At 73.0% G+C, this 16,096-nt stretch carries 14 protein-coding genes; 12 read left to right on the top strand and 2 right to left on the bottom strand.

Annotated elements, in window-relative coordinates; genetic code table 11:
• The first annotated feature begins 19 nt into the window (after positions 1 to 19).
• The 9 genes from ACFHWT_RS10335 (at position 20) to ACFHWT_RS10295 (ending at position 10,531) form a co-directional block, all read left to right on the top strand.
• On the top strand, positions 20 to 1,177 hold the full coding sequence (locus ACFHWT_RS10335; RefSeq protein ID WP_416594383.1) for an exonuclease SbcCD subunit D: 1,158 nt from the start codon (positions 20 to 22) through the stop codon (positions 1,175 to 1,177).
• Complete coding sequence (locus ACFHWT_RS10330; RefSeq protein WP_416594382.1) at positions 1,174 to 3,663, top strand: AAA family ATPase; 2,490 nt, start codon at positions 1,174 to 1,176, stop codon at positions 3,661 to 3,663. The genes ACFHWT_RS10335 and ACFHWT_RS10330 overlap by 4 nt, the downstream gene beginning before the upstream one ends.
• Positions 3,660 to 4,679: a hypothetical protein gene (locus tag ACFHWT_RS10325; RefSeq protein ID WP_416594381.1), complete on the top strand. Its 1,020-nt coding sequence runs from the start codon at positions 3,660 to 3,662 to the stop codon at positions 4,677 to 4,679. The genes ACFHWT_RS10330 and ACFHWT_RS10325 overlap by 4 nt, the downstream gene beginning before the upstream one ends.
• 16 nt (positions 4,680 to 4,695) lie before the next feature.
• The gene (locus ACFHWT_RS10320) at positions 4,696 to 5,553 is read left to right on the top strand and encodes a spermidine synthase (RefSeq protein WP_416594380.1); all 858 of its coding nucleotides are present in this window, start codon (positions 4,696 to 4,698) and stop codon (positions 5,551 to 5,553) included.
• Positions 5,554 to 5,631: 78 nt separating this feature from the next.
• The gene (locus tag ACFHWT_RS10315; RefSeq protein WP_282230040.1) at positions 5,632 to 6,327 is read left to right on the top strand and encodes a sigma-70 family RNA polymerase sigma factor; all 696 of its coding nucleotides are present in this window, start codon (positions 5,632 to 5,634) and stop codon (positions 6,325 to 6,327) included.
• On the top strand, positions 6,324 to 7,193 hold the full coding sequence (locus tag ACFHWT_RS10310; RefSeq protein WP_416594379.1) for an anti-sigma factor family protein: 870 nt from the start codon (positions 6,324 to 6,326) through the stop codon (positions 7,191 to 7,193). The genes ACFHWT_RS10315 and ACFHWT_RS10310 overlap by 4 nt, the downstream gene beginning before the upstream one ends.
• Positions 7,194 to 7,539: 346 nt before the next feature.
• Positions 7,540 to 8,235 carry a hypothetical protein gene (locus ACFHWT_RS10305; protein ID WP_416555709.1) on the top strand — a complete coding sequence of 232 codons (696 nt, stop codon included), beginning with the start codon at positions 7,540 to 7,542 and terminating at the stop codon, positions 8,233 to 8,235.
• Between the two features lie 276 nt (positions 8,236 to 8,511).
• Positions 8,512 to 9,432, top strand: a complete 921-nt coding sequence (locus tag ACFHWT_RS10300; RefSeq protein ID WP_416594378.1) for a hypothetical protein — start codon at positions 8,512 to 8,514, stop codon at positions 9,430 to 9,432.
• A gap of 178 nt (positions 9,433 to 9,610) precedes the next feature.
• Complete coding sequence (locus ACFHWT_RS10295) at positions 9,611 to 10,531, top strand: DNA-3-methyladenine glycosylase family protein (RefSeq protein ID WP_416594421.1); 921 nt, start codon at positions 9,611 to 9,613, stop codon at positions 10,529 to 10,531.
• A 40-nt stretch (positions 10,532 to 10,571) separates the two neighbouring features.
• Here the strand turns inward: ACFHWT_RS10295 and ACFHWT_RS10290 are convergent, their stop codons facing one another.
• Positions 10,572 to 11,102, bottom strand: a complete 531-nt coding sequence (locus tag ACFHWT_RS10290; RefSeq protein ID WP_416594377.1) for a DUF1990 family protein — start codon at positions 11,100 to 11,102, stop codon at positions 10,572 to 10,574.
• A 142-nt stretch (positions 11,103 to 11,244) separates the two neighbouring features.
• Here ACFHWT_RS10290 and ACFHWT_RS10285 point away from each other — a divergent pair, with 142 nt between their 5' ends.
• Genes ACFHWT_RS10285 through ACFHWT_RS10275 form a run of 3 tightly spaced genes read left to right on the top strand, consistent with a single transcriptional unit; the run spans position 11,245 to position 14,947 of the window.
• Positions 11,245 to 12,312 (top strand): class I SAM-dependent methyltransferase, encoded by a 1,068-nt coding sequence (locus ACFHWT_RS10285; RefSeq protein WP_416594376.1) that lies wholly within the window; start codon positions 11,245 to 11,247, stop codon positions 12,310 to 12,312.
• 29 nt (positions 12,313 to 12,341) lie between these two features.
• A complete protein-coding gene (locus ACFHWT_RS10280; protein WP_416594420.1) occupies positions 12,342 to 13,394 on the top strand; it encodes an ATP-dependent DNA ligase in 1,053 nt (350 codons plus the stop codon).
• Positions 13,391 to 14,947 carry an alpha/beta hydrolase gene (locus ACFHWT_RS10275; protein ID WP_416594375.1) on the top strand — a complete coding sequence of 519 codons (1,557 nt, stop codon included), beginning with the start codon at positions 13,391 to 13,393 and terminating at the stop codon, positions 14,945 to 14,947. The genes ACFHWT_RS10280 and ACFHWT_RS10275 overlap by 4 nt, the downstream gene beginning before the upstream one ends.
• Before the next feature lie 59 nt (positions 14,948 to 15,006).
• Here ACFHWT_RS10275 and ligD read toward each other — a convergent pair whose 3' ends face one another.
• On the bottom strand, positions 15,007 to 16,044 hold the full coding sequence (ligD, locus tag ACFHWT_RS10270; RefSeq protein ID WP_416594374.1) for a non-homologous end-joining DNA ligase: 1,038 nt from the start codon (positions 16,042 to 16,044) through the stop codon (positions 15,007 to 15,009).
• Positions 16,045 to 16,096 lie beyond the last annotated feature (52 nt).

Raw genomic sequence — 16,096 nt, 5'->3', positions numbered from 1 at the left:
GTCGAGGAGGTTCCCCCGGATGCGGATCCTGCACACCTCCGACTGGCACGTCGGCAAGGTCCTCAAGGGACAAGCTCGGTTGCCCGAGCAGATCCAGGTGCTCGCCCGGGTGGTCGAGATCGCCCGTACCGAACGCCCGGACCTGGTAATCGTCGCCGGCGACCTGTACGACACCTCCGCGCCCGGCCCGGACGCCACCCGGGTCGTCACCCGGGCGTTGACCGCGTTACGCGGCACCGGCGCCGACGTGGTGGCGATCGGCGGCAACCACGACAACGGGGCCGCGCTGGACGCGCTACGGCCGTGGGCCGACGCCGCCGGCATCACCCTGCGCGGCGCCGTCCGGGACAAGCCGGACGAACATGTGATCACCGGCACCACCGGCGACGGCGAACCGTGGCGGCTGGTCGCGCTGCCGTTCCTGTCCCAGCGGTACGCCGTCCGGGCCACCGAGATGTACCAGCTGACCGCGGCCGAGGCCAACCAGACGTACGCCGACCACATCGCACGGGTGCTGGCCCGGCTCACCGATGGGTTCGGTGAGCCGGGCGTGGTGGATCTGATCACCGCCCACCTGACCGTGATCGGCGGGCGGTCCGGCGGCGGCGAGCGGGAGGTGCACACCGTCCTCGGGTACGCCGTACCGGCCACCGTCTTCCCGACCGGGGCGCATTACGTGGCGCTCGGCCACCTGCACCGCGCCCAGCAGCTCGAAGCGCCCTGCCCGGTGCGCTACAGCGGCAGTCCGCTGCCAATCGACTTCGGCGAGGAGGACAACGTCGGATCGGTCAGCATCGTCGACGTCACCGCCGGCACCGCCGCCCGGGTCCGCGAGGTGCCGGTGGACGCGGCGACCCCGCTGCGCACCGTCCACGGCACCCTCGACGAACTGGCCGCCGGCGAGTACGGCGACGCCTGGCTGCGGGTGTTCATCCGGGAGACACCCCGGGCCGGGCTGCGCGAAGAGGTGCAGGCGCTGCTGCCCCGGGCGTTGGACGTGCGCATCGACCCGGAGTTCACCCGGGCCGCGTCCGCCGCCGGTGCGACGCACACCCCACAGCGGGCCGGTCGGGCACCCGGACAGCTGTTCGCCGACTACCTCGACGCGCGCGGGCACGGCGACGACGACGTACGGACCCTGTTCGACACGCTGTACGAGGAGGTGACCTCGTCGTGAGACCGCTGCGGCTCGACCTGGCCGGATTCACCGTGTTCCGCGAGGAAACCACGGTCGACTTCACCGACGCCGACTTCTTCGCCCTCGTCGGACCGACCGGATCGGGCAAGTCCAGCATCCTCGACGCGATCTGTTTCGCCCTGTACGGCGTGGTGCCGCGCTGGGGCAGCAGCCGGGGAATCGCATCCGCGCTGGCACCGTCGGCCACCGAGGCCCGGGTGCGGCTGGTGTTCGAGAGCGCCGGCAGTCGCTACGTCGCCACCCGGGTGATCCGTCGCGACTCGCGCGGCGCGGTCAAGACCGGCAACGCCGGCCTGCAGATGATGCCGCCCGGGTTCGACGTGACCCGGCTGGACACCGGGATGAGCCCGGACGATCTCGGCGAGGTGCTGGCCGGCACGCCCGCCGAGATGGAGCAGGCCGTGCTGGACGCGGTCGGGCTGCCGTACGAGCAGTTCACCACCTGCGTGCTGCTGCCGCAGGGCCGGTTCGCCGACTTCCTGCACGCCAAGCCGGCCACCCGGCAGCAGATCCTGGTCAACCTGCTCGGGCTGCACGTCTACGAACGCGTCCGGGAGCGGGCCACCGCCCGGGCGGGGGCCGCTGAGGCGGCGGTGGCGGCGGTGGACCAGCTGCTCGGCGGGCTCTGCGACGCCGACGAGGCGGCGGTGGCGGCCGCGGCGGGTCAGGTCGACGCGATGCGGGCGCTGGCAACGGCCGTCGACGCCGCGCTGCCCCGGTTGACGCAGGCCCGGCAGGCGGTGGCGACCGCGGCCGACCAGGTGACGGCCCTGGACGACGAGATCGGGCTGTTGGCAGGTGTCGCCGCCCCGGCGGCCGCCGCCCGGCTGGCCGATCAGGCGGCGGCCGCCCGGGTCGCCGCCGTCGACGCGGACCGGGCCGTCGCCGACGCCGAGGAACGCGAGGAGAAGGTCCGCGCCGAACTGGCTGCCATCGGTGACCCGGCCGACCGGCGGCTGCTGCTGCAGACCCACGCCGAACGGGACCGGGTCGCCGCCGAATCGGCCGAGCTGGCTCCGGCGCTCGCCGCCGCGCAGGCCGAGCAGGTCGCCAGCCAGGCGGCACTGCGGTCGGCCCGGTCCGCCGCCGAGGCGGTGGACCTCGAGTTGGACCGCGCCCGGCAGGCGTACCAGGAGGCGCAGTCCGCCGACCTGGCCGCCGCGCTGCGCCACGATCTCGTCGCCGGGGCGGACTGTCCGGTCTGCGCACAGCCGGTGAGCACGGTGCCGCCGGTGCCGGCCGGATCCCGGGTCGCCGAGGCGAAGTCCGCCGGTCAGGCCGCCCGAGCCGCCGCAGATCAGGCCCGCCAGGCGGTCACCGACGCCGAGCAGTCGCTACGCGGGGTGGAGCGGGCCGTCGACCGGGCCAGGGTACGGGCTGAGCAGCTGACCGCCCGGCTGGCGCAGCTCGACGCCCGGTTGTCCGACTCGCCAGGCGCCGACGCGTTGCGCACCGATCTGGACACGGTCGACCGGTTGCAGCGCGCCCTCGACGACGCCGGTGGCCAGGTCCGCCGGGCCCGGGAGGCGGCCCGTCAGGCGCAGCGCGCCGCCGTGACCGGCGAACAGCGGCTGCAGGCCGGCTGGCGGGAGTTCGACGCCGGCCGGGACGCCGTCGCCCGGCTGGCGCCACCGGCCGCCGACCGGACCGACCTGGCGGCGGCGTGGACGCTGCTGACCGACTGGGCGCAGCGGTTGCTCGCCGAGCGCCGTACGGCGCGGGCGGAGGCGGACGCTCGGCTGGCTTCGGCCCGGGACGCGGCCAGCGGCGTCGCCGCCGACATCGACGAACTGTTCGTCGCCGCCGAGCTGGCACCGCCGACCGGCGCCGATCCGGCCGGCTACCGGCAGGCGGCCGCGCTGGCGGTCCAGCGGGCGCAGACCGACCACGAACGGATCACCGAACGGTTCGCCCAGGCAGGTGAGCTGCGCGGCAGGCGGGCCGACCAGGAACGGCAGGCCCAGCTGGCCCGGACGTTGGCCGGGCACCTGCGGGCCAACAACTTCGAGCGGTGGCTGCTGGTCGAGGCGCTGGACCTGCTGGTTGACGGCGCGTCGCGGATCCTGCGGGAGCTCTCCAGCGGCCAGTACGAGCTGGTGCACGACGCCGGTGAGTTCTTCGTCGTCGACCACCACGACGCCGGACTGCGCCGCGGGGTACGCACCCTGTCCGGCGGGGAGACCTTCCAGGCGTCGCTGGCGCTCGCCCTGTCGTTGTCGGAGCAACTGGCCGGGATGTCGGCCAGCGCCGCCAGTCTGGAGTCGATCGTGCTGGACGAGGGCTTCGGCTCACTGGACGCGGCCACTCTGGACACCGTCGCCGCGACCTTGGAAGGGCTCGCCGCCCGGGGGGACCGGATGGTCGGCCTGGTGACCCACGTACCGGCGCTGGCCGAGCGGGTACCGGTCCGGTTCGAGGTCAGCAAGGACGCCCGTACGGCCCGGGTCCGGCGGAGCGGGCTGTGACCGCGACCGTGACGGGCCGGCCGGTCACCGGGATCCGCTGGTTCGTCGAGGGCTGGCAGCCCGGCTACGGCACGTCGTTCGAGGCCGCCGACCCGGGTGGCCCCGGTGCCGCCGACGACGGCCAGGACGCCGCCGACCTCGCCGTAGAGCTGGATCCGGCGGCGTGGCGGCCGTTGCGCCAGCCGGCCGACGTACGCGCACCGGACGTGGTGCTGCTGGTCGACGGGGTGCGTCGGATCGACGCCTCGTTGTGGAGCGAGGAGCCCGACGGGGTCTCGTACCCGGCGCTGGCCGCCTCGTACGCCGCCGGTGTGGTGCGCTGTGACCTGCGGCGCGGGGCGGCCCGGTTGGCCGGAGCCCGGACCGAGCGGGGCCTGTTCACGCCGAGCACCGCCGCCACCGACCTGGTCGTCGGGCGGGTGCGCTATCCGGCGCGGCGGGTCGACGACGCCGATCCGGCCGTACTGCCGCAGGCGGTGCAGCCGGCGCTGGCCGCGCTGGAGATCGCCGTCTCCGAGCAGGCCCGCGTCGACGGCGCGGACGACCGGGTGGATCTGCTGGTGGTAGACGGTCCGCTGCGCGGGCGCCGACTGCCGAACACCGTCGGATACGTCAAGTCGCAGCGTCAGCCGTACCTGCCGGCCGGGCTGATCCCGGTGGTGACCGCACTGCAACCGGCGCAACGCAGCCCGGTCTTCCTGCGCGGCACCCGGTGGCGCAGCTACTCGTGGTATCTGCGGCTGCCGGGGCCACGGGGCGCGCCGTGGGCGGGCATCGTCCGGGTGGAGTGCCGGCCCGACCTGACTCCGCAGGCGGCGATCGCGCTGGCCGACCTGTCGCTGGCGACGCTGCCCCGGTTCGCCTCGGCCCCGTACAAGGACCCTCGGGCACCACAGAACCTGGTGCCGATCGCTGGGCTGGAGCGACGGCTGCGGGCGATGCTCGGCGACGCCCGGCTGCTGCACCGGGCGCTCAGCCTCTCGGCGGCCGGGCAGGAGAACCCGGCGTGGCGGTGACCGGCATACTGTGCCGATGGGCCGTACCCGCAGGACAGCACCGCCCGCGGTCCAGGTGGACACCGGCACCGCGCGGCTCGTCCCGGACCCGGACCGGCGGCGGGCGTACACCCTGCTGTTGGACGGCACCCAGCAGTCACACATCGATCTCGACGATCCGACGCACCTGGAGTTCGAGTACGTCCGCCGGATGGCCGCGGCGATCGACCTGGCCGCCCCGGCCGGTGCCCCACTGCGGGTGCTGCACCTGGGCGGCGGCGGGCTGACCCTGCCCCGCTACCTGGCCGCCACCCGGCCCGGGTCGAGTCAGCGGGTGGTGGAGATCGATGCCGCGTTGACCGAGCTGGTCCGCCGCGAACTGCCCTGGCCGGCCGACCGCAATCTGCGGGTCCGGGTCGGTGACGCGCGGGCCGCCGTCGAGCAGGCCCGGACGGACAGCTACGACCTGGTGGTCGCGGACGTGTTCGCCGGTGCCCGCACCCCGGCGCGGCTGACCTCGGTCGAGTTCGTCACCGAAGTCGCCCGGGTGCTCGCACCCGGCGGCCAACTGCTGTCCAACGTGGCGGACGGCCCGCCGTTGGGCTGGGCTCGCCGGCACCTGGCGTCGGTACGGCAGGTGCTGCCCGGCATCTGCCTGATCGCCGACGCGGCGGTGCTGCGCCAGCGCCGGTACGGCAACCTGGTGGTGGTCGCCGGACGCGCCGTACCAGCCGTCGAGGAGCTGGCCCGGCGAGCCGCCGGTGACTGGTTTCCCAGCCGGGTGCTGCACGGCGGGGCGCTGGACCGGTTGATCGCGACGGCGTCGCCGATCGCCGACGCGACCGCGCAGCCGTCGCCGCCGCCACCGAACGGAATTTTTCCGGACGGACGTTGATCCGTCCGCCGGCCGGCTCCGTACCTCGGGGTGGGCCCCCAGCCGCGGGCCATGTCGACGTCGGATGGAGGTCCTGCGATGTACGCGGTCGCCAGCGGCTGGCAGGCGGAGAGGATCCGGCCGGGCGTGACCGGCAACGGTTCGGCCACGGCCCGGAGCACGCAACGTTGGCAGAGCATCGACGGGAGGGCGGCCGAGCGCGATGATGAGCCGGTGACGCCACGGACCGCAGGGAGCCGGCAGCAGGCCGGGACGGCGGAGTCCAGCCACGGGGACGATCTCGTCCGAACACTGTACGCAGAGCACGCCCGGCCGCTGCTGGGGTTCGTGTTACGGCTCACCGGGGGGGACCGGCAACGGGCCGAGGACATCGTCCAGGAGACACTGCTGCGGGCGTGGCGCAACGCCCACCGGCTCGGCGCGCAGGGCCAGGCGTCGCTGCGACCGTGGCTGGTGACCGTCGCCCGACGCATCGCGATCGACGACCACCGCAGCGAGAAGGCCCGTCCGACCGAGGAGTACGACCGGGACCTGGAGAGCTTCGCCGAGTCCGACGGCACCGATCAGGTGCTGCGGCAGATGACCGTCGCCGACGCGTTGCGCACGCTCAGCCAGCCGCACCGGGAGATCCTGGTCGAGACGTACTTCCGCGGCCGCACGGTGCCGGAAGCGGCCGCGGAGCTGGGGCTGCCACTGGGGACCGCCAAGTCGCGGGTCTACTACGCGCTACGAGCGCTGCGGACGGCGCTGCAACAGCGGGGGGTTACAGAATGACACGGTCCGCCCACTGGGACGTCGGAGCGTACGCGCTCGGCGCGCTCGATGCCGACGACGTCGAGCGGTTCGAGGAGCATCTCGCCGGCTGCTGGGCCTGCGCGGCGGAGCTGGAGTCGCTCATTCCGATCGTCGGGTTGATGTCGACCGTAGACATCGACCAGTTGGAGGACAGCCCCGTCCTCCCTCAGTCCGGCCCCACCGGTGTGAACCGGGCTGGTGGGGCGGACGACGGCGACGGCGACGCGGCGGTGCCGATCCGGCCGACCGTGCGGTCCGACGCCGACCAGCTTCGCGACCACGGTCAGGTCCGTCCGCTCGGCCGCGCCGGTAGGTCCCGACGGCTGTTCGCTGGCCGCCCGCTGCAGATCGCCGCCGGGTTCGTGCTGCTGGCGACGCTCACCGGTTTCTCGTTCTTCGCCGGGTCGACCTGGTCCGGCGGACCGGCGGCACCGCAGGCTGGGCCGCAGACGTCGGTCTCGGCCAGCCAGCCTCCGGTCGATCCGCAGTCGGGGGTCGGTGGCCCGGAGGTCACCGGCGAAAAGTTCAACGCGGTCGACGCCACCACCGGGGTGGAGGCGGACGTGGTGCTGGAGGAAGCCGCCTGGGGCACCCAGGTGTCGTTCGCACTGCGCAAGGTGCCGGGTCCGATGCAGTGCCGGATCGTGGTGCTGCGGGCGTCCGGCACCGCCGAGGTGCTCTCCACCTGGAGGGTGCCCGAGGCCGGGTACGGCACCGCAGAGCAACCCGCGCCGTTGCTGCTGAGCACGTCGACGGCCGCACCCCGGGACGATATCGAATGGATTCAGTTCCAGGCGGTCGACCAGTCCGGGGTCGCCACCGCGATCGTTACCGTACCGGTCTGAACAGTACCGGTCTGAACGGAGGGTCGACGTCCATTCCTGACGTACGCCGTGAACGGGCGTCGCAATATCTGCGCCAGCAGATCCGACGTACGTGCAGCCCGTGGGTGTCCGAATTAACGGATACCCACGGGCTGTTCTGTCTCTGGTCGTCATCACGCGTTTGCCGCCAACCCGTGACCGGCGCGTTCTGCTCCTGATCGGTATGACGGCGGCCGGCTGCACGTAGGACACGACGACCCGGTTCAACGCCGGGCTGTGAAATTATGCACTCGGCATTACCGATCCAAACCGGGATGCGCTGCGTACTCCTTGATGAAGCCCGATGTGGACGAATGAGGGAGGGCACGTGGCACTGGGAAAGCGGACCGTCATAGTCGCAGGCGCGCTGGCGGCACTCGTGTTGCCGGGTTGCGCCCCGGCAGGTTACAACCCGGACGACTTTGGCGGCGCTCAGGCCCAGCCGGTCGTCAACGCGGCGAACGCGGCGTCGGCCGCGCCCGAGCCGGTGGAGACCGAGGACATCGCGGTCGAGGTCGCCGACGAGGACCTCACCAAGGAGCTGGTCGGCAAGGCCGTCGACAAGATGGGTGACGTGGTCACCGACGAGGACGGCTGGCTGCTCTACCGCTTCGAGGAGGACTCCAACGACCCGGCGACCTCGAACTGCGAGGGTGACTGCGCCAAGATCTGGCCGCCGGCGCTGACCGACGGCGACCCCATTTTGTCCGGGGTGGACGAGGAGCTGGTCGGCACGGTGAACCGGCCGGACGGCACCCGGCAACTGACCATCGACGGCTGGCCGATCTACTACTACGCCGGTGACGAGAAGCCCGGTGACTGGAAGGGCCAGGGTGTCGGCGGCACCTGGTACGTCGTGCAGCCGGACGGCACGAAGAACCTGGAGTGCCTGCCGGAGGGCACCCCGAAGCCGATCGCGGTGCCGGACGGTGACGGCCGCGACAACATCAAGGGCCTCGACGACAGCAAGGACTCGGACAGCTTCGACAGTGACTCTGAGGACTCGGGCGACTACGACTACTGACTCTTTCAGGGCGCCCGTGAATCGCGGCGGCCGGTCGTTGCCAGGGAGGGCGCGGCCGGCCGTCGCCATGTTTTCCGGTGGACCCGCCACCGGCGCCTCGAACCGGTTCTTGAAGCCCGCATTAAGTGCCTCCTAAGTGTTCCGTAGTTGCTCCAAGGATTGTTGACTGTTGTGGAGTGACATCCATACGGTCGACGGCAGTGGCGAACCACAGCCATCACCAACTGCGTTGCACCCGGACGACCAATTGGCGTTCGATGAAAGAGGTGGCACCACGTGAACAGCTCACAGCGCCGGAGGCGTACCAGCGACCAGCCGGCACGCCGGGGCAGATCGGCGGGCAGCACCCGCAACCGCGTCATCGCGGTGACCACGATGTTGGCGGTCTTCGGCGGCGTGGTGGCGGTGACCCAGATCTCGTCTGCCGGAACCCGCGGCGACCGGGACCGCGATCGGGACCGTGGTCGCGACCGGGCCGCCGCCGTCTGCGTAAGCCCGAGCGAGTCGGTCGATCCGGCCGACACCGGGACCACCGTGGACAGCAACGGCGTACGGCACCACTGGGGTGACGGCCAGCGGGGCCCGGCCCAGTGTCAGGACTCCCCCGCCCCCGGCGAAGAGACCGACGCGCCGGCCGATCCGCCGGCCGGGTTGGAGATCCTCGGCGACGACTGCACCGACAGCTCGTTGGCGCCGCACGAGGGTTTCCAGGACGGTGAGCGGTGTGTCAGTACGGCGTTCGGCGAGGTCGGCGACGCGGACACCAACCCGCAGCTGATGATCATCTCGTCGCCGAGGCGGGTACGCGCGAACCAACCGTTCACCCTGCGAATCAGCACCCGCAACCTGGTACGCGACCGGTTCCTGCCGGCCGGCCAGGGCGGCTACTACCTGGAAAGCTCGTTCCTCACCGAGGACGGTCTGACCCGGGGGCACTTCCACACCGCGTGCCGGATGCTGACCAGCAACCGCACCGCTCCCGAGCCTGGCCCGGTGCCGGCGTTCTTCGTGGCCACCGAGGACGGCCGGGGTGGTGCCGGCGCCGACGAGGTCACCGTCGAGGTGCCCGGCCTGCCGGGCCCCGGCATCGCCCAGTGCGCGTCGTGGGCCGGCGACGGGTCCCACCGGGTGCCGATGATGCAGCGGGCCAACCAGATCCCCGCCTTCGACGTGGTCCGGGTTGTCGTCACCCGATGAGGTCGGCCGGCACCGGCGGTGACCGCCGGTGACCCGGGTCCAGCTAACCGACGCCGGGACGAGCAGCAGACTCGTCCCGGCGTCGATGCTGTTTTCCGCTGCTGGCACAGTGACCGGCATGGTCGTGGAAAGACGGACATCGGAGGGCACGCCGGAGCCGGCTGGGGCCGCACCGGAGCTGACCGGTGCCGCACCGGCGCGGGTCCGGGTGCTGCGGCCACCGGACGGCTACCAACTGGCCGGCTCGGTACGGACGCTGGCGATGGGCCGACACGACCCGTGCGCCAGGTGGCTGGCGGACACCTTCTGGTGGACCGCCCGTACCCCGGCCGGGGCGGCGACCCTGGCGCTGCGCCGGCACGGCGGCGACCTCGTCGCCGCCGGCTACGGGCCCGGCGCCAGCCAGATCTGCGACATCGCCGATGCGGTCGCCGGGCTCCGCGACGACGTGTCCGATTTCCTGTCCCTGGCCCGCCGGCATCCGGTCGTCGAGGCGGTGGTCCGCCGCTACGCCGGGGTCCGGCTACCGGCCACCGGGCAGGTGTTCGCCCGGCTGCTGCGGGCCGTGCTGGAACAGAAGGTCACCGGCGCGGAGGCGTACCGCGGGTACGCCGCGATGGTCCGCCGGTTCGGCGTACCCGCTCCCGGCCCGGTCGCCGATCTCTGGGTCGCCCCGGAGCCGACCGCCCTCGCCGCCGCGCCGTACTGGTCGCTGCATCCGCTGGGCATCGAGCAACGACGGGCGCAGACCCTGTGCGGCGCGGCGGCGGTCGCCGACCGGCTGTCGGACAGCGGCGACCCACAGACAGCCACCCGGCGGTTGACCGCGCTGCCCGGGATCGGCCCGTGGACCGCCGCCGAGGTGGTCCGGGTGGCGTTCGGCGCGGCCGACGCGGTGAGCGTCGGCGACTACCACCTGCCGAACACGGTGGCTTGGGCGCTGGCCGGCGAGGCCCGCGGGACCGATGCCCGGATGCTCGAACTGCTGGAGCCGTTCCGGGGGCATCGCGGTCGGGTCTGCCTGCTGCTGGAGCTGGCCGGGGTACGGGCACCCCGGTTCGGGCCCCGGGCCCCGGTCCGTTCCTTCGCCACCTGCTGACCGCTCTCACCGGGCCGGCTCTACACCGGGTTGCCGGCGGTCAGCGGGTGAGCCGGCGCAGCGCGGAGCCCAGCCGGTGGGCGTAGGCACGCTGTGCCAGCGCACCCAGTGGGCCGGCCAGCCGCATGATCGGCGCCACCGGCCGGCTGAACGCCACCACCGACAGCCACACCCGGTCGCCGTCGCGGTGCACCAGGAACGCCTCCTCGCCGCTGGCCGGATGGCCGGGCAGGGTGCCGTACGCGAATCCGGCGAGGTCCGGCTCGTCAACCGCCCACACCACCGCGCACGGCGCGGCGATCCGCAGCGGCCCCACGCCGAGGCCGACCGTCACCAGCACGCCGGCCTCGGCCCGGGGAGCCGACGCCGTCACCCGGGCACCGGCGGCCCGGTGCATCCGCCAGGTGAGCACCGCCTCGGCCGCCGCCGGGAAGCTGCCCGGCCGTAGCCGGCTACGGGACCGCAGATGGCGGTAGCCCGCCGGCAGCGGCGGTCCGGCCTGCCGGACCGATCCGGCCTGGTGGCGCAGCACGGCGGTGGCACCGGCCTGCGGGTAGGTGAAGCTGGGCATGCGATCCGCCTTTCCCGTACGGTCACCGCGGTGGCGCCGACGAGCGGAGCAGGACACCGGCCAGGACAGCCGGTCCGGTCACCTGGATTGTCCTCCGATCGACCGTTTGTCGCTGCGGTAATCAGCGGTATGGTCTGCCACCATGACAGCGTTCACACCGGTCCTGCCCGAGCTGACCGCCGGCTACCTGCGGACCGGTCTGCACCAGGTCAAGGGCTGGCTGAACGTCTCGACCGCCGTGTACCTCAGTGGCGTGGAGGCCGCCCAGCGCGGGGCCGGGGTGAGCGGCGACGTGGCCGAGATCGGCATCCACCACGGCAAGTCGTTCCTGTGCCTCGCCCTGGATCTGCCAGCGGATCAGCGGGCGGTCGCCATCGACGTCTTCGACGACCAGGCCGCCAACCTCGACCAGTCCGGACGTGGTGATCGGGAGATCTTCGAGCAGAACCTCGCGACCTACGGCGGCGGCGACAACGTCGACATCGTGCAGTCGTCGAGTCTCGACCTGGAGCAGGCCGGCTTCGTCGCCGCCGGGCGCCGCTTCCGAATCTTCTCCATCGACGGCGGCCACACCGATCAGATCACGGTGAACGACCTGCGAATCGCCGAGCGGACCGTGGTCGACGACGGGCTGGTGGTGCTCGACGACGTACTCAACCGGCACTGGCTCGGCGTGATCACCGGCCTGTTCAGCTACCTCGGCGACGGCGGCAGTCTGGTACCCGCTGTCTTGGTGCCCAACAAGCTGATCCTGGCCACCTCGGCCGACCAGGCCAAACACTGCCGGGCGATGTTCGCCGAGCAGTTCCCGGACGGGCTGGAGAAAGCCGACGTGCCGCTGGCCGGCCATCAGATCGACGTCTACGGCGACCGCCCCTGGCTGGTACGCGGCGAGGACGGCCGCAGCGAGCCGGTCACCGGTCACGAGTTGATGGCGACGATCACCGCGGCCCGGCTCGCCGAACTCGAACAGCAACTGCGCTCCGCCCGAGCGGAGCTCGACACCACCCGCCGCCAGCTCGACACGACGCACCGCCAGCTCGCCGCGACCCGCCAGCAGCTACGGGCGGCGGCCCAGCCGTTGTACCGACGCGCGGCACGCCGGTTGCCGTGGCTGGCCCGCCCGGTCCGCCCGGTGTTCCGCCGGGTCCGTGCCGTGGTCCGGCGGTCCCGCGGATCGTCGGACCGGGATGGTTCACTGGGTGGGTGACTTTCCCGATCGCCCTACCGATCGAGCCGATGCTGGCGAAACCGGTCGCGACACTGCCGGTCGCCCCGGGGATGAGCTACGAGCCCAAGTGGGACGGCTACCGCTGCGTCATTTTCCGCGACGGTGACCAGGTCGAGCTGGCCAGCCGCGGCGGCAAGACGCTGACCAGGTATTTTCCCGAGGTCATCGAGCAGGCCCGGCAGCAGTTGCCGCCCAGGATCGTGGTGGACGGCGAGTTGGTGGTGATCCGGGCGGAAAGCGGGCGGTCCCGGCTCGACTTCGACCTGCTCGGCCAACGGATCCATCCGGCGGCCTCCCGGGTACGGCTGCTCGCCGAACAGACTCCGGCCTCCTTCGTCGCCTTCGACTTGCTGGCGCTGGGCGACGAGGTCCTGCTCGACGAGCCATTCACCGCCCGTCGGGCCCGGCTGACCGACGCGCTGGCGGCGATCACCGCACCGGTGCACCTGACCCCGGTGACCACCGATCCGGACACCGCCCGTCGTTGGTTCGAGATCTTCGAAGGCGCTGGCCTCGACGGCGTCATCGCCAAGCCGGCGGAGCTGCGCTACGAGCCCGGTAAGCGGACGATGTTCAAGGTGAAGCACGGGCGGACCGCCGACGTGGTCGTCGCCGGCTTCCGCTGGCACAAGTCCGGCCCGGTAGTCGGGTCACTGCTGCTCGGGCTCTTCGACGACGCTGGGGTGCTGCACCACGTGGGCGTGTGCGCGTCGTTCACGGCCGTCCGGCGCGCGGAGCTCGTCGACGAGTTGGCGCCGTTGCGCACCACTGCCGCAGACCACCCGTGGGGGTCGGGTGACGACGGTTCCGGCCAACGGATTCCGGGCGCGCCGAGCCGGTGGAGCGGCGGTAAGAACCTCGCGTGGCAGCCACTGCGGCCCGAACTGGTCGCCGAGGTCGCCTACGACGCGATGGAGGGCGACCGGTTCCGGCACACCGCACGGTTCCAGCGCTGGCGTACCGACCGGGAGCCGGCCTCCTGCCGGTATGACCAGCTGGACCGGCCGGTCCGGTTCGACGTGGACCGGGTGCTGGCCGGCGACCCGACCAGCACGCAGTGAGCCGGCGCCGCTGGCAGGCAGTGAGCCGGCGCCGCTGGCTGCCCGCTGTCGCGGCCGTCCTGGTTGGTTCGCTGGTCGGCCTGACCGGGTGCACCGCGGCGGGGCCCGACCCCGGGGCGACCGGCGGGCCCGACTCTCCGCCGCACTGGCAGCCGTGCCCGGAGTCGACCACGCTGCGGTACGGCCCACCACCTGATGGGCTGCGCTACGACTGCGCGACGATCGACGTACCGGTCGACTGGGCAGCCGGACCCGCCGCCGGCACCCTTCCGGTCGCGCTGATCCGGGCCCGGTCGGCCCGGCAGCAGGACCGCATCGGCACACTGGTGGTCAACCCGGGCGGGCCCGGTGTCTCCGGGGTGGACGCCGCCGCCCGACTGGCACTGGGCGAACGGCTCGGCGGCCTGCCGGAGACGGTGCTGCGCCGGTTCGACCTGGTCGGCTTCGACCCGCGTGGGGTGGGCCGCTCCGCAGCCGTCGACTGCGTCGCCGACAGCGACTGGGACGCCACCTTCGGGGCGGACCCGGACCCCCGTGACCCGACCGCCTTCGCCGAGGCCGCCAAGCTCAGCCAGCGGATCGCGGCCGGCTGCGCGGCGCACTACGGCGAGCGGCTCACCGCGTACTCCACCCATCAGACCGCCCGGGATCTGGACGCGGTGCGGGCGGCGGTCGGCGACGACCAGCTGACCTTCCTCGGCTACTCGTACGGGAGCCTGCTGGGAGCCACCTACGCGCACCTGTTCCCGCACCGGGTCCGCGCGCTGGTGCTGGACGGCGCGGTCGACCCGGGGCAGGACCCGGTCGCCGGGTCGCTGAGTCAGGCCGCCGGATTCGAACGGGCGTTCGCCGCCTTCGGGCGATGGTGTTCCGGCGCACCGGCGGACTGCCCGATCAGCGCCGACCCTTCCGGCACGCTGGTCGAGGCGATGGACCGGGCCCGGCAGGCCCCGGTCACCGGGGCGACCGGCCGGGCGGCCACCGCTGGCTGGATCTTCTACGCCGTGGTCGCCTCGCTGTACGACCGCAGTGGCTGGCCACGGCTGGGCCGGGCGCTGGCCGAACTGGGCGACGGCGACCCGGGCCCGGTGTTCGACCTCGCCGACGGCTACACCGGTCGCGGCGACGACGGCCGGTACGGCAACCTGTTCGCCGCAAACCTGGCGGTCAACTGCGCCGACGCCGAGGTGCAGCTGGGCACCGACGAGATCCGGCAGTTGCAGCAGCAGTGGCGCCAGCAGCATCCGACGTTCGGTCCGGCGCTCGCCGTCGGCCTGCTGGCCTGCGCCAACTGGCCGGTCGCGGCCGACCCGTACCCGGTCGGGCCGGCGGTCGGCGCCCCGCCGATCCTCGTCGTCGGCACCACCGGTGATCCGGCCACCCCGTACGAGCAGGCACCGCGGCTGGCCGCATCGCTCGGCACCGGCGTGCTGGTCACCTACGAGGGCGACGGGCACACGGCGTACCCGCAGGTGGCCTGCGTGGCCGAGGTGGTGGACGCGTACCTGATCGATCTGACGGTGCCCGACGACGGCCTGACCTGCCCGTCCTGACCCGGGCCCGGGCGGACGTCACGGGTCACCGGGCGGGTCGGTCCCGGCCACCGGCCCGGTCAGTCGCCGGTCACCGGACGGGCCCGGGACGGCTGCACCCGCATCGGTTCGCCGGGCATCTTCGGATGGTCCGGCGGGTACGGCATGTCACCCGCGCCGTCGCGGTCGTCCCGGTCGGCCCACTCCAGCAGCGGGGTGATGTCCCACGGCGTGTCGTCGATCCCGGCGTGCGGGTCGCCGACAGCGGCCAGCCGGGGCGGTACGGTGCGCAGGTCGAAGTCATCCGGCTCGACCCGGGTCAACTCGTCCCAGGTGACCGGGGTGGAGACGGTGGCGCGGGCGTTCGCCCGCAGTGAGTAGGCACAGGCGATGGTCCGGTCCCGGGCCATCTGGTTGTAGTCGATGAAGACCTTCCGCCCTCGCTCCTCCTTCCACCAGGACGTGGTGACCAGGTCGGGCCGGCGGCGCTGCACCTCGCGGGCGAACGCGATCACCGCCCGGCGCACGTCGGTGAACAGCCAGCGCGGCTCGATCCGCAGGTAGACGTGCACCCCGCGGCCGCCGGAGGTCTTCGGGTAACCGGTGGCACCAAGCTCGTCGAGGATCGCCCGGACCTCGCCCGCCGCCGCCACCGCGTCGGCGAAGTCGGTGCCCGGCTGCGGGTCCAGGTCGATCCGCAGCTCGTCCGGCCGGTCCACGTCGCCGGCCCGTACCGGCCAGGGATGGAACACCACGGTGCCCATCTGCGCGGCCCAGGCGACGTGGGCCAGATCCACCGGGCAGAGTTCGTCGGCGGTACGGCCACTGGGGAACTTGATCTCGGCGGTACGCAGCCACGGCGGCACGCCCCGGGCCGGCACGCGCTTCTGAAAGAACATCTCGCCGTCAACGCCGTCCGGGAACCGTTGCAGCGTGGTGGGGCGGTCGCGCAGCGCGCGCAGGATGCCGTCGCCGACGGCCAGGTAGTAGTCGAACACGTCCCGCTTGGTGTACCCCGGCCCGGGGAAGCACACCCGGTCCGGGCTGCTCAGCCGCACCTGATGGCCGGCCACCTCGACGGTGGTCGCGGACCGGGAACTCCGGCTCTGCCCTGTCACCCTTCGACCTTAGGCCAGCCGGCCGGTGATCGGCGGCCGGCGGCGCCGTAGC

The sequence above is a fragment of the Micromonospora sp. LOL_021 genome (assembly GCF_048060215.1).
In the GTDB taxonomy this organism is placed as follows: Bacteria; Actinomycetota; Actinomycetes; order Mycobacteriales; family Micromonosporaceae; genus Micromonospora_E.
This window is presented reverse-complemented; position numbering and strand designations above follow the sequence as displayed.

What these genes read in the sequence shown, in the direction of transcription:
- ACFHWT_RS10335 (WP_416594383.1), top strand. Translation starts at nt 20, where the DNA reads ATGCGGATCCTGCACACCTCCGACTGGCACGTCGGCAAGGTCCTCAAG.
- ACFHWT_RS10320 (WP_416594380.1), top strand. Translation starts at nt 4,696, where the DNA reads ATGGGCCGTACCCGCAGGACAGCACCGCCCGCGGTCCAGGTGGACACC.
- ACFHWT_RS10315 (WP_282230040.1), top strand. Translation starts at nt 5,632, where the DNA reads ATGTACGCGGTCGCCAGCGGCTGGCAGGCGGAGAGGATCCGGCCGGGC.
- ACFHWT_RS10310 (WP_416594379.1), top strand. Translation starts at nt 6,324, where the DNA reads ATGACACGGTCCGCCCACTGGGACGTCGGAGCGTACGCGCTCGGCGCG.
- ACFHWT_RS10290 (WP_416594377.1), bottom strand. Translation starts at nt 11,102, where the DNA reads ATGCCCAGCTTCACCTACCCGCAGGCCGGTGCCACCGCCGTGCTGCGC.
- ACFHWT_RS10285 (WP_416594376.1), top strand. Translation starts at nt 11,245, where the DNA reads ATGACAGCGTTCACACCGGTCCTGCCCGAGCTGACCGCCGGCTACCTG.
- ACFHWT_RS10280 (WP_416594420.1), top strand. Translation starts at nt 12,342, where the DNA reads ATGCTGGCGAAACCGGTCGCGACACTGCCGGTCGCCCCGGGGATGAGC.